Annotated in this window: 10 protein-coding genes and 1 pseudogene; 7 read left to right on the forward strand and 4 right to left on the reverse strand. The window is 36.1% G+C overall.

Annotated elements, in window-relative coordinates:
- Positions 1–699, forward strand: a complete 699-nt coding sequence (locus tag QZU81_RS03080; protein WP_295589373.1) for an ABC transporter ATP-binding protein — start codon at positions 1–3, stop codon at positions 697–699.
- Between the two features lie 83 nt (positions 700–782).
- On the opposite strand, the gene QZU81_RS03085 is transcribed toward QZU81_RS03080, so the two are convergent.
- A complete protein-coding gene (locus QZU81_RS03085) occupies positions 783–1,025 on the reverse strand; it encodes a DUF357 domain-containing protein (protein WP_292821426.1) in 243 nt (80 codons plus the stop codon).
- Positions 1,018–1,587 carry an archaetidylinositol phosphate synthase gene (gene pgsA / locus QZU81_RS03090; RefSeq protein ID WP_295589375.1) on the reverse strand — a complete coding sequence of 190 codons (570 nt, stop codon included), beginning with the start codon at positions 1,585–1,587 and terminating at the stop codon, positions 1,018–1,020. Before pgsA ends, QZU81_RS03085 begins: the two co-directional genes overlap by 8 nt.
- Before the next feature lie 47 nt (positions 1,588–1,634).
- Between pgsA and QZU81_RS03095 the strand changes: the two genes are divergently transcribed.
- Positions 1,635–2,216 (forward strand): L-threonylcarbamoyladenylate synthase, encoded by a 582-nt coding sequence (locus tag QZU81_RS03095; protein WP_292828318.1) that lies wholly within the window; start codon positions 1,635–1,637, stop codon positions 2,214–2,216.
- A gap of 14 nt (positions 2,217–2,230) precedes the next feature.
- Here the strand turns inward: QZU81_RS03095 and QZU81_RS03100 are convergent, their stop codons facing one another.
- Positions 2,231–3,235 (reverse strand): hypothetical protein, encoded by a 1,005-nt coding sequence (locus tag QZU81_RS03100; RefSeq protein ID WP_295589377.1) that lies wholly within the window; start codon positions 3,233–3,235, stop codon positions 2,231–2,233.
- Between the two features lie 92 nt (positions 3,236–3,327).
- On the opposite strand from QZU81_RS03100, the gene radB reads away from it, so the two are divergent.
- From radB to QZU81_RS03120, 4 genes are read left to right on the forward strand one after another with little or no spacing between them, the layout of a single operon-like run.
- Entirely contained in the window at positions 3,328–4,032 is a 705-nt protein-coding gene (radB, locus tag QZU81_RS03105; protein ID WP_292828312.1) for a DNA repair and recombination protein RadB, read from the forward strand.
- Positions 4,033–4,089: 57 nt separating this feature from the next.
- The gene (locus QZU81_RS03110) at positions 4,090–5,262 is read left to right on the forward strand and encodes a pyridoxal phosphate-dependent aminotransferase (RefSeq protein WP_295589378.1); all 1,173 of its coding nucleotides are present in this window, start codon (positions 4,090–4,092) and stop codon (positions 5,260–5,262) included.
- Complete coding sequence (locus tag QZU81_RS03115) at positions 5,259–5,993, forward strand: 4Fe-4S binding protein (RefSeq protein WP_295589380.1); 735 nt, start codon at positions 5,259–5,261, stop codon at positions 5,991–5,993. The genes QZU81_RS03110 and QZU81_RS03115 overlap by 4 nt, the downstream gene beginning before the upstream one ends.
- Positions 5,990–6,367, forward strand: a complete 378-nt coding sequence (locus QZU81_RS03120) for a putative zinc-binding protein (RefSeq protein WP_295589382.1) — start codon at positions 5,990–5,992, stop codon at positions 6,365–6,367. The genes QZU81_RS03115 and QZU81_RS03120 overlap by 4 nt, the downstream gene beginning before the upstream one ends.
- A 16-nt stretch (positions 6,368–6,383) precedes the next feature.
- On the opposite strand, the gene QZU81_RS03125 is transcribed toward QZU81_RS03120, so the two are convergent.
- Positions 6,384–8,162, reverse strand: a complete 1,779-nt coding sequence (locus QZU81_RS03125; protein ID WP_295589384.1) for a ribosome biogenesis/translation initiation ATPase RLI — start codon at positions 8,160–8,162, stop codon at positions 6,384–6,386.
- A 224-nt stretch (positions 8,163–8,386) separates the two neighbouring features.
- Between QZU81_RS03125 and QZU81_RS03130 the strand changes: the two are divergent.
- Positions 8,387–13,281, forward strand: a pseudogene (locus QZU81_RS03130) (hypothetical protein); the annotation flags it as partial.

A 13,281-nucleotide genomic window follows, 5' to 3' on the forward strand; every position in this document is an offset into this window, starting at 1 on the left:
ATGAATGCTGTTGAAATTAAAGATTTGTACAAAAGCTATGAAGAAGGTAAAATCAAGGCATTGAATGGGATAAATCTCACAATTAAAGACGGAGAATTTGTATCAATCATTGGTCCTTCAGGTTCCGGCAAATCAACATTGCTCAATATGCTTGGAGCATTGGACGTTCCGGATTCTGGTTCAATATCTGTTGCAGGTCATGACTTGAAAACATCTAAGAAATTAAATGAGTTCAGGGCTGAAAGCATAGGATTTATCTTCCAATTGCATAACCTGATTCCAAACATCTCTGTTGTGGAAAATGTTGAAATTCCAATGTTTACACAAAAATTGTCATCAAAGGAGATGAGAACCAGGGCATTGAAACTGTTGGATGATGTTGGTCTCAAAGACAAGGCGGACATAAAACCGAATAAGCTATCCGGTGGGGAACGTCAAAGGGTAGCTATTGCCCGTGCACTTGCAAACGAACCATCAATTATATTGGCGGATGAACCAACAGGATCACTAGATTCCAAGACAAGTAGTAAAATCCTTAAGCAACTAATCGATTTGCATGAAGATAAGAATGTAACATTGATTATCGTAACTCATGATATGGATGTGGCCAAACTTGCAGATAGAGTTATCGAGGTTTTGGATGGTGAGATAATATCTGCAGGTGATGATTCGTTAATAAATAGTAAAATCGATGTTTAACTTATTTTAACTAAATAAGTTAATCTTTTTATTTTTTTTTTTTTTTTAACTTTAAAATTGTTTTAATTTGTGGAATGTTTAAATTAGATGATTCCATGAATCATCCTTAAGGCATCCAGCAAGCCGTGGCTGTATTCGATACAACCGAATGCAGTTCTCATGTCCTCTTTTTCAAGGTAATATTTTGAATCGTTCCAGTAATCGATAGCCCTGTCGTAAACTTCCTTTTCTTTTCCAATAAACTCAATGTGAGCTACCTGATTCAAGTTTCTCTCTAATTTTGCAATGTCCTTTGCTATTTTTTCAGGACTTTCTAATTCAGTCATTTAATTGCCTCCAAACATGTACTATTCTTTGTCCAACTGTAAAGTATGATAAGATTACCAATATGTAAATGATGTATGTAAAGTATATCTCTCCTGCAAAGTATCCTATAAGTGCTCCAATCATTAAGATAATCATACGAACTGCTCGCTCTGCAATTCCTATATTGCAGTCCACTCCCTGTGATTCGGCTCTTGCCCTAACATAACTGACGCAAATTGCAGAATGAATGGCCAGGACACCAACAAACCAATCGCAGTAGCCTCCAAATATGATTCCGATATATATTATCGCATCTGCAAACCTGTCCATTGTAGAGTCAAGAAATGCTCCGAATTTTGATGATTTTCCATGAAAACGGGCAATGGCTCCGTCCATCACATCCAGAAATCCTGAAGCTAAAATTGCTATTGTTCCAAGAATCAATAATTTGTTTGCAAATCCGTAAGCTGCAATCAATGCAACAAATGGTGAAATTACTGTTATGATATTCGGATTAATGTTTAGATTTCGGGCAAGCGGGTTCAATATTTTTGTTAATAATGGTCTTAGACTTTGAAGCATAATTTATATTAGATATTTCATATAATATAATTGTTAGGTAAGTTAAAATGAAGATAATTAAAACAACTCTCGATTCAGTTGACGAAAATATAATTAATGAAGCCATAAATGTATTGGCTGATGGAGGAATTGTATTGTATCCTACAGATACTGTTTATGGTTTGGGCGCCAATATTTTTGATAAGGGGGCTGTCCGCAGAGTTTTTGATATAAAACAGAGAAATCTGCTAAAGCCTTTGTCGATACTTGTTTCAAATGTGGATTCAATTGACTTGGTTGCTAAAGTATCCTTAAGTCAAAAAGAAATCATCAATAGTTATCTTCCAGGTCCCTACACTTTCATTTTGCAAAAAAAGCCGATTGTTCCGCATGCTGTTACAAGCGGTTCGAATTATGTTGGAGTTCGGGTTCCTGACAATGAAATTGCCTGCAGACTGGCGGGAATTTTTCCAATCACCACAACCAGCGCTAACTTGTCTGATGAAGATGTTTTATCCAATCCTTCTGAAATTTTAACTCAATTGGGTCGTGATGTTGACTTGGTGATTGATGTTGGTGATTTAAAATCAAATCATCCTTCTAAAATTATTGATTTGTCCATGAGAAATCCGAAAATAATAAGAAAGTAGAAAATAATTAAAGTTTAACCTTTTCTACGCATATATATTCCAACAGCTGCCAGAATCACAAAACCAACCACCAATATGAATATTGGATTTCCAACCGTTTTTACGATTGCATCCTGGATTGTTGCATTTTGCGGTGTTTCATTTGTTTTATTAATGATTTTGGTGTTTTTGGTATTGATTATGGTTGTGTTGTTTTCATTAATGGTTACCGTTTTTGTTTTGTTTATGATTGTTTTATTGGTTTCATTTATGATAGTTTCTTGGTTTTGTTTTTCATTTCCTGATGTGCCATTAGCTTTTTTATCAGTTTTGTTGTCTGCTGTGTTTACATTTTTTTCATCGCTTTTATTATCTGTTGAAGCAATTATTTTTTCATCACTTGCATTATCGGCTGTATCTGCAGCTTTATCATCTTCTGATGAATTTGCCAATGCTTTGTCAGTTGCATTGTCCTCTGCTGCAGTGCCTAGTTTGTCTTCATCAGCTATTTCCTTTAAGGATACTGAATATGCCAGGCAATCAGATTTATTTCCATTCACTGATTTTAAAAGTTCAAATTCAAAAGTGCCTTCTATTGAATCTTCAAGTTCAACGACAGCATTATCGCCAATGTTTTCCTGTGATTTTAAAACCTCAACGATTACTTTGTTATTGCTGCTTTTATAGGATCCGTCTGCGAAGCTGGCTATAATCTCGCTAAGATCATCTTCACAGCCCTGTTTATATGCTTCAATAATTGCTAATTTGACATAATTCTGAATTTCATCGCCGCCTGTTTGCTGGCTTTCAAAGCCGTCATCAGCAGTTATCTGGTTCATTGATGAATCAAGACAAAATCCTGTAAATCCATCACTGAATTCAATTTCATTTCCTGCAATTGATATTGGCATGATATAATTTGCCATATCCACACTTTCATTGTCTGAAGTTTCATTTGTGCTATTGTCCGCTGATACAAGACTTAAACAGCTAACACAAAACAATAAAACAATTAAAGTTAGAATTATCTTTTTGTTCATATTAAAAACTCCTTGAAGTTATTTGATAATATTGATAAGGGATTATTTAAAAGTTGTTAAATTATATATCTTATAAAAATCAATATTAATTCATGAAAGTATTAGCTAATTTTGAAGATAATCATAAAATTCCATCAAATTCTTCCCTTGATGTTATGTTGGGAGGCGGATTTGAGAAGGGAACAATAACCCAAATTTTTGGGCCTCCAAGTTCAGGTAAAAGTAACATAACATTATCGTTAGCGGTCAATGTTGCCAGAAATAATAAGAAAGTTATTTACATGGATACTGAAGGAGGAATATCCATTGATAGAATAAGGCAAATTTCAGGTCCTGATTTTTCAAATGTAGCTAATAATATAATCGTTTTTGAACCAACTAGTTTTCAGGAGCAAAATGACATGCTCAGGTCAATTGATGTCTGGCTTAGAAAAAACCATGATGATGTGGACTTGATTGTCGTCGATTCGGCTGTTGCATTGTATAGGGTTGATGACATGAAATCATCTCGATTGAATAAGGAACTGGGTAAGCAGATGGGCCTTTTATCTAAAATTGCAAGGCAATATGACATTGCAGTAATTTTAACAAATCAAATTTACAGCGCTATTGACATTGATGGAAATAGTGACATTAAGGCTGTTGGCGGAACTATTTTGCAGTATTGGAGCAAAGTTATTATTCAGCTTGAGCGAGGAGATGAAATCAATCAGAGGATAGCCACTTTAAAACGTCACAGAAGCATCCCTGAAGGAAAACAGGCTCTGTTTTCAATAACTTCAAGAGGAATTGTTTAGGTACTTTTATTAATAATTAAAAATATATATTTATTTTGCAATTGTTTGAGTGATATTATGAGGGAAAAGGATTTTGATATTAAAAACCCAAGGAAAAAGTTTCAAAAAACTGAAAGGGTTCCTCCAAAAGGTTATGACAATGCAAATGACTTTTTTGAGGATATGTATATGGACGAAGATATGATTTGGATGGGTCAAAACACCAACCATTTACATGACGATACAATAGCCAATGCAATGATTGAAGCCATTCAAATGAATACATATTGCAGATATCCTGCCCCTGAAGGATTTTCAGAACTTAAACAATTAGTTTTAGACGATTTGGGATTAAAAGATTTGGAAGTCCTATTGACTTCCGGTGCAACCGAATCATTATATTTATGTATGCAAGCACTTTTGGAGCCTGAAGATAATGTAATCTTATCCGATCCGGGTTATTTCATCATAGGTGACTTTGCTAATAGATTTGCAGGCGAAGTAAGGTATGTTCCTATTTACTATGAAGAAAATGATTATAAATTGACTCCTGACCTTTTACGTGAAAATATGGATGAGAATACTCGTATGGTAATTTTAATCGATCCATTAAATCCGTTAGGTTCCTCATACACTGAAGATGAATTAAAAGAGTTTGCAGAAATTGCAAAAGAAAACGATTTATACCTTTTGCATGATGTAACTTACAAGGACTTTGCAAGAGAGCACTTTTTAGTGGAAAACTATGCTCCGGGCCAAACATTGACCATCTACAGCTTTTCAAAAATATTTGGAATGGCTGGTTTAAGAATTGGCGGAGTAGTATCATCAAAACCAATCATCGACGCTATTAAAAATGCAGTTGTCAATGATTTGGGGGTAAACATCATTTCCCAATACGGCGCAATTGCAGGTCTTAAATCAAAACCGGAATGGTTTGAACAGATGAGGGAAATCTGCTTTGAAAACCAAAGGTTGATTCATGAAATGATTGAACCGATAGAAGGCGTATTCCTGCCGGTTTACCCATCAGATGCAAACATGATGGTGATTGACTTGTCCGGTGCAGGAATCAATCCAAAGGAAATGTCAAACTATCTGGTTGAGAAAAAACTGTTCACAAGAGAAGGGGAATACACCTCAGAGGAATTTGGAGACAGATACTTGCGTATAAGTTTCTCAATTCCAACAGAGCAAATCAAGGTATTCTGTGAGGAGTTCCCAAAAGCTGTTGAAGCTTTAAGAAAATGATTGATGCTAGTTTTGAGAGGTTTAGATACCACAAACCTCTTCCTAATTTTTATAAGATTGAAAACCCTCAAATTCCTAAAAGGGAAATTTCAGATAACTTGCTTTTTGAATTAAATGAATTGGCTGAAAAATATAATTTCACAGGAATAAGCTATTCTAAGCTATCTGATGATTTTAAAAAAGATTTTAATATTGACATTGATAATGTGCTTATTTTCAAGTTTTTGATGGGCGATGATCTAATCAAGATGGAGCCCTGCCCTGAGAAAGGCAAATTGATGGATGACGAATTCCAGGAATATGGGGTTCATGTCTATGAATTTGCAGATTTTTTAAGGAAAAATGGCTTTCGGGCAGATTTGATACATCCTTTGGATGATAATTTGAGCTTGAGAGCTATTGCGATGCAATCAAATGACTGTGTAATAACAAGAAGCAACATGTGTCTTTTTAAAGATGGCTTGCATTGCGGCTTTTTCATGATTCACACTTCAATTGATAATTTGCCTGTAATAAGTGAAAATGACATGTTGTGGGTGCCGGATTTCTGCTCAACATGTGGCGTTTGCATTGACAGATGTCCTGAAAATGCATTCGATGAAAATGAAAAACTTCTTAGAAAGGTCTGCACGGCCCATAGGGAAGGTTGTAATGAATGCTTTTTGAAATGCCCATTTTATAGGAGAGGTTATGATAAAGTTAAAAAAAGATATGAGAGGATGAAAAAATGAGTGATAAAATAGCTTTGGTTTCATGCAGTGGTTTAAGCCCGTTAGGTTTAGTTGTAAGAGCTGCAAGTGTAGAATTGGCCTTGGAAAATGACAACATCGTTGCAGCATGCATAACTGAATATTCAGCGCAGCCAAACAATTGTTCCCCTATTCTGGATGATGCTAAAATTGTTACAATAACTGGTTGCGGCGATGATTGCGCTTCTGTTATCTTAAAAGATAAGGATGTTGAACCAATTAAAAATATTTCAGCTGATGCTGTCGTTAAAACTTATGACTTGAATCCGTTGGATGCTGTTCGTTTAGATGATGACGGTGAAGAAGCTGTCTGTGTATTAAAAAAATATATTTTAAAAGAATTAGAAAAAATTTAAAAAAATAAGGGAATATTTAATCAGATAAGTAATAATATTCTCCTTTTTCTTTTTGTTCACGATCTTTATAACTGTCAAGCTTGTTGACCCTTGGCCTTTTGGTTTCCTTATCCCTTCTGAATGTAATGTTAAGGTTTCCTAAGAATTCGTTCATTGCATTTCTAAGGTCGGTAGGCTTTGAGGCATGACCGTTCAGACCTGGAGTTCCGTTGAACACCATTGCCCTGTCTGAGATGTAATCGATGAATACGATATCGTGGTCAACGATAAGTGAAGCGGCATTCCTGCTTTCAATCAATTTGCGAATTACACGTGCTGCTATCAGCCTTTGCTCAACATCCAAAAATGCGGTTGGTTCGTCAAACAGATATATTTCTGCATCTTTTGATAGTGTTGCGGCAATTGCCAATCTCTGAAGTTCCCCTCCACTCAGGCCTTTAACGGGTTTGTCAAGCATTTCATTCAGTGAGAAAGGATTCATTATTTCGCTTTCGAAGATTTTGCTTCCGTAACTTGGTGCATTCATGTATAAGAAGTCGCTGACGCTGCCTTCAAAGTTTGAAACAATATACTGTGGCTTGTATGCGATAGTTACCTCTTCATCGACTTCACCGGTAGTTGGCTCCTCGACGCCTGCAAGCATTTTTGCAAAGGTGGTTTTACCGATACCGTTTGAACCGAATGCGGTCACGATTTCATCATAAAAGATTTCACCTGCGTCGGCGCTTAATTCAAATCCGTCATAATCCTTGCTTAAATCGGAATAGCTTGCAATGGCATCCCCTTCATCTTCGGGTGTTGGCGGTCTGATTGTAAATTCAATAGGATTTCTTCTGATTCTTACATTTTCTTCAGCTAAAAATCCGTTGATGTATGCGTTAATTCCTAAACGGACTCCTTTTCTTCCGGACACTACACCGTATCCTCCAGGCTGCCCATATAGGATATGGATATTGTCTGATAGGGCATCTAATGTTGCAAGGTCGTGCTCAATAACAAGTACACTTTTGCCTTCTTCGGCCAGAGACCGGATTACCTTCACGGCATTCAGCCTTTGGGATACATCGAGCCAGGATGTAGGTTCGTCGAAGTAATAGAAATCTCCTTCTCTTAAAACGGTTGCGGCTATTGCAACTCTCTGAAGTTCCCCACCACTCAGGTTTTCCATTTTCCTGTCTAAAACATTTTCAAGTTGCAGTTCGGTTGTCACATACTCAAGCTTGTCTCTTTCATTCACATTGGAAAGCAAATCCCTGACTTTTCCTTTAACGACTTTCGGAAGCTTGTCAACCATCTGTGGCTTTAGGATTGTTTTAATATTTCCTTGGGATAAATCCTTGAAGTATTTCTGAAGGGATGATCCTTTGTAATATTCGATTACGGCATCCCAGTTTTCAGGCTTGTTTTCATAGTCTCCAAAGTTTGGAATCAGGCTGCCTGATAGGATATTCATGATTGTGGATTTACCGATACCGTTTGGTCCAAGAAGACCTAAAACGGTCCCTTCCTCCAGGCTTGGAAGTCCGAACAGTTCGAATTGGTTTTGTCCAAATCTATGAATCGGTTCGCCTGCTGCTTCTGGCAGGTTAATAATTGTAATAGCATTAAAAGGGCATCTATTTGTACAAATACCGCACCCTTCACATAATTCTTCTGATATCAACGGTTTTTTAGTATCTTCATCAATTACAATGGTGTCTTCGTCCATTCTAACGCCCGGGCAGTAATTGATACAAAGATAATCGCATTTTTTAGGTTGACATCTGTCTTTGTCTAAAATTGAAATACGGCTCATTATAATCTCCTTAAAATATAATCATTAAAATTTTTGTTTGTACTATCTAATTAAATTATTGCAGTTTTTTCTTATTTTAGTCATGATGAAAAAAGTTTTCAATTTCATTTTAATTTTTATAATTAATATTTAAATATTATTATAATGTAATATTTATATTGTATAAAGTTAACTTGTTAAATTTTAATTCTAACTTTATAAATCAATTATTTTTGAGTGGTCAAATGAAGATAAATAAAAATATTTTTATTTGCGCATTATTGGTGTTAATGCTTTTATGCTGCGTTAATGCTGTTAGTGCAGAAGAATCACTTAACGAAACACTCGGAGCCGATACTGTCGACGAAGTAGTCGTAGCCGACGCTCCTGTGGAAGAGTTAAGTGCAAGTGGAGACACATATGTTGTCGATGCGAATGGAGGTGGAGATTATACAAGTATTTCTGCTGCTGTTAGCGCCGCTAGCGGTGGGGAAACAATCTTCATCAAGAACGGAGAATATACCGAAACTTCAAAAATTGATATCGGTACAAAACAATTAACTTTCACTGGTGAAAGTCAAGATGGTGTAATAATTAAATCAGGCGATAACGATTTATTCTATACAACCGGATCTGGAGGCGCTTCATTGGTCATTAGTGGTTTAACCTTTAAGGATATCTCAATGACTGGTGCTAGAACTCCTATTTTCATTGGTGGAAACGATAATGTAGAAATTAGTGACTGTACTTTTGACAATTGTGCTTCTAGATATGGTGCATTACGTATATTTACTTCTGGAAGTGTAACAGTAGATAATTGTAAATTCTTAGGCACAAAATCTTCCACTGGTTCTTATTCCAGTGCAATTGATTTCGGTGGTAGTGGTACTGCCGATTATACTTTGAAAAACAGCATAATTGACGGTTCAGAAATATCCACTGCAAGCACTGCATCTTATATTTTCGGTGCAATTTACAATGAGAAAAATACTGGAACTGTATTTTTGGATAATGTAACCATTAGCAACTGTAATCTTGCAAGTGCAAATGGATTAATTACCACTAAGGGAAACATGGAAATAAAAAGGTCTAAAATTGTTGACAATTACGTTTACAGGGATCTTGCTGTTGCAGGATTGTTCTTTGTAAACGGAGCTAAAACTGTAACTATTGAATCAAGCATTATTGCCGATAATTCAGAACCAAATCAAATTCTCTCAGCAAACAGTGCAAGTGCAACTTACAATTTAAATTATAACAATATTCAAGGAAATACTTTTAAAAACGCATTTGTTTATTCAGATGGAACTTACACTTTAGATGCTAACTGGTGGGGTTCAAATGATAAACCTGCTGATGTTGCTGCAGACACTTGGGTAGTTGAAAACAGTGGAGAATATACATTAAACAATGGTGATGCTTTAGAAAAAGAGATTCCTGGACTTACTGATGAAGGTGGAGATGAACCTGGACCTGAAATTAACTACATTTATGTTTCACCGGACGGTGACGGTGACGGTTCAAGCATAGACTCCCCAACAGATCTCGGAACCGCTTTGCAAATCGTACCTGAAGGAGGATTCATTTTCTTATGTAATGGTGATTATTCATTAGAGGATGCAATGTTCATTCCTAAATCAGTCAGCTTTGTTGGTGAAAGTCGTGATGGTGTAGAACTTATTGTATCTCAAGGTTTTGCTATTGCAAATCCCGAAAATCCTTTTGATGAAGAGTATACTGTTGATTCTGTTTCATTCTCAAAAATGACTATAGACGGTAGTGCTGCTGATACAGTTATTTTTGCTTCAGCCAATGTTAATGAATTGAACATAACTGATTGTCTGATTTCAAGTGTGAATAATCATATTGTAAGTGTTGGTGTTAATGTCATGAGCGAACCTATGCAAACAACTGGAACCTTAAACTTCAAGAGAAATATTTTGCAAGCTACTACTTACAGTACATTATGGATTGCAGGCAATTGGAATGCAAATATCAACAACAATCTATTTTTAATTCCAAATGAAGATGTTGTGATGGTCGAATCAACAGGCGATGTTAATGTTGACTACAACTACTGGGGATCCAGCAATCCAACCTTATCAGTAGAGCCTGATGTCTGGATTGAATTCACAGCCAATGCAAACCCTTCTGAAATCTACAGTGACGAATCTTCAGATATAACTGTTGCGGCTGTTTTAAATGATGGCAGTGACGCAAGTAGCTACCTTCCTGATTATTCAATTCCAGTAACCTTAAGCGCTAAAGGCACATTAAGTCAAAATGAATTTGATTTAAATGAGGGTCCTGCTCAAGCAACATACACAAGTGATGTTGCACGTAGTGAAGACATCAAAGCATACGTATTAACTGAAACATTAACAATCCCTATCACAGTCAAAGAAAGATATACTGGAATCATTTATGTGGATGTTTCTGGTAGTGACGATAATGAAGGCTCAATCAACGCTCCTGTAGCAACTATTGCTAAAGCTATCGAACTTGCAAACGCAGGTTCTCACGAAATCATCATAAATGAAGGAACTTACGTTGGAAACGGATATCACGTGACTGATGACTTGACTGTTACTGGTAACGGCAAAGTCACTCTTGATGCAAACAATGAAGGCAGATTATTCTACATGAACTATGGAGACACCGCTAACAAAATCGAATTGCATAATTTAGTGCTTACCAATGCTAACGGCTTCGGAGCTGCTGTTTACAGTTTAGCTAATGAATTGATTTTAGATAATGTAACTGTAGTTAACAACCAAGCTTCCAATTATCTTATTACAAGCAAAGGTAAATTAACCATTAAAGATTCTGAAATTTCAAACAGTATGAGTGGAGATGTAATCCAACAGACTGGTAATGGAGACATCTTAATTAATAATACTGTATTTAAAGACAACAGTATTGTTGATTCCACATCTGTAATGGCTGTAATTAACCTTAACTCAAACAGCGGAAACTTAGTAATTGAAAACTCTAAATTTATCAATAACACTGCAAGACAAGGTGTTATTAAAGGTAATTATAATTATAACATTGATGTAAAAGGAACAGAATTTATTGATAATACTAACACAGTTTCATATGGTGGAGCAATTTACACATCTGGCGGTACATTAGACATAAGTGATTGTGTATTTATCAACAACAAAGCTGCAAGATCTGGTGGTGCTATTTATGTAGGTTACCGCACAACTGCTGTAGTCGATAAATGTATATTTATTAACAACACCGCCAATACCATGAATGATGACTATTATGGTGATGCAATCTATGATGGTAACAAACTCACTGTAAACAACTCAGTATTATTAACCAATTCTAACAACGGTCTTATTTATAGTGACGGTGAAAATAATGTTCCATACGCTCAAAACTGCTGGTGGGGAACTAATGATGATCCTTCATCCTTAAATGGTGTTGGATATTATGAAGACGATGATTGGGAAGAATATGACTGTCCTCCTGTTGACGTATCCAATTGGGTAACCATGGATGCTAGTTTCACTCCTGCCGATGCTCAAGCTGGCGATGAAGTAACAGTAACTGCTGTATTCAGCAATGCAAACTTGCCTGACGGCATTGAAGTGACTTTCACTTCTACAAGCGGTTTAAACACTGTTGTTTCTACAGTTGACGCTCAAGCAAGCACAACCTACACTATTGATGAAAATGATGAAGCTATTGTTGCAACTTCAACCAATGCAACAATTCAAATGCCTATTGTTGCAGCTTTAACAAACATTGTAACTCAAGATAATTTCTACACTTTCTTTGATGAATCAGGAATCTTGAGAGATGATGTGCCATTTGAGGAATTGATCTTCCAAGGTGAGTTCTCTGATTTGGCAGCAGGTTATGTAATCATCACCAAACCTGTTACTATTACTGGTGACAATGCTGTATTAAATAATATGGGATTCGTAATCTCTTCTGAAAATGTTGCTCTAGACAACTTGACTTTAATCGCTACTACTCCATTAGGCGATTTAATCAGCGTGACAGAATCTAGTGTTGGTTTGACTAACTTAACCATTTCTTATATAGTTAATGAGGATGGAAGTTCAAATGCAATCAACGTTAAAGGTACTGACACAATCACTGACGTACATGTTCTAGACTGTGATATCTACTTTGAATGCCATATAACTAAGGATAATTATGTAGTCACTGCAATCAATTTTGATGATGTTGAGGATGTCTACGTAGATGGCTGTGATATTGTCGCCAATATGCCTAGTTTAACTGTTGGATCTTATGATTATACTTACTTCATGATGGGATTATGTGCTGTAAACCCTATTAGGGTATACGAAGCATACGGTGCAGAGTTAACCAACAACAACATTGATGTAATAGTCAATTCATATGATTCAAGCTACCCTACTGTTCAAGCATTATACATTGTAGGTTCTGATGATGTATTGGTTAAAGGCAACAACTTCACTATGGTTGATACTTTAACTCCTGTAGGAACTGCAATCTATTTATATGCAGTTGAATGTGGATTCAGTGATGATATCAAATTCATTGAAAACAATTTCAACATTTCAACTACTGGTGGCCAATCTGGCGCTGGTTCAGCATACGCTTTACAAGTGGCAACATCTGAAGCAACCTTCATAGGAAACAACATTACCTGTGATTCAAACGGTCCGAACTTAGGTATTTATTCACCATACGGTTTCGGCCCAGCTAAAGACTTGGTAATTAAAGATAATTTCCTTAACATTACTGGTTATGCTACTGGAAATAACGACTTTGCATGGATTTCAGGTATCGAAATACAAACTGGATATGCAACCATTTACAACAACACCATTTATGCTCAAAATAAAGGTGATTATGCGGATGATTGCCCAGTTACTGCTATAAGTGCCGTACAATACAGTGCAAAGACTTTAACTTTTGATATTAAAGATAACGAAGTATATACTAACGGTAAATATGCTGTAGAAATGCTTTATCCTCCACAATCTGCTGTTGTGGTCAATAACACATTATACGCTTATGAACTAACTGGCGATGCTGCGGTATACATCAAATCAGGAGACAATAATACTGTGCATGACAACTTGCCTGCTGAAGAGTTAACCAATATTGTAACTAATGACACTTTCTTCAG

The sequence above is a fragment of the uncultured Methanobrevibacter sp. genome (assembly GCF_902770715.1).
Taxonomy (GTDB): Archaea; Methanobacteriota; Methanobacteria; order Methanobacteriales; family Methanobacteriaceae; genus Methanocatella.

Bases quoted from the DNA above. Each gene is read 5' to 3' on its own strand.
- QZU81_RS03080 (WP_295589373.1), top strand. From the start codon at position 1: ATGAATGCTGTTGAAATTAAAGATTTGTACAAAAGCTATGAAGAAGGT.
- QZU81_RS03085 (WP_292821426.1), bottom strand. From the start codon at position 1,025: ATGACTGAATTAGAAAGTCCTGAAAAAATAGCAAAGGACATTGCAAAA.
- pgsA (WP_295589375.1), bottom strand. From the start codon at position 1,587: ATGCTTCAAAGTCTAAGACCATTATTAACAAAAATATTGAACCCGCTT.
- QZU81_RS03095 (WP_292828318.1), top strand. From the start codon at position 1,635: ATGAAGATAATTAAAACAACTCTCGATTCAGTTGACGAAAATATAATT.
- QZU81_RS03100 (WP_295589377.1), bottom strand. From the start codon at position 3,235: ATGAACAAAAAGATAATTCTAACTTTAATTGTTTTATTGTTTTGTGTT.
- radB (WP_292828312.1), top strand. From the start codon at position 3,328: ATGAAAGTATTAGCTAATTTTGAAGATAATCATAAAATTCCATCAAAT.
- QZU81_RS03110 (WP_295589378.1), top strand. From the start codon at position 4,090: ATGAGGGAAAAGGATTTTGATATTAAAAACCCAAGGAAAAAGTTTCAA.
- QZU81_RS03115 (WP_295589380.1), top strand. From the start codon at position 5,259: ATGATTGATGCTAGTTTTGAGAGGTTTAGATACCACAAACCTCTTCCT.
- QZU81_RS03120 (WP_295589382.1), top strand. From the start codon at position 5,990: ATGAGTGATAAAATAGCTTTGGTTTCATGCAGTGGTTTAAGCCCGTTA.
- QZU81_RS03125 (WP_295589384.1), bottom strand. From the start codon at position 8,162: ATGAGCCGTATTTCAATTTTAGACAAAGACAGATGTCAACCTAAAAAA.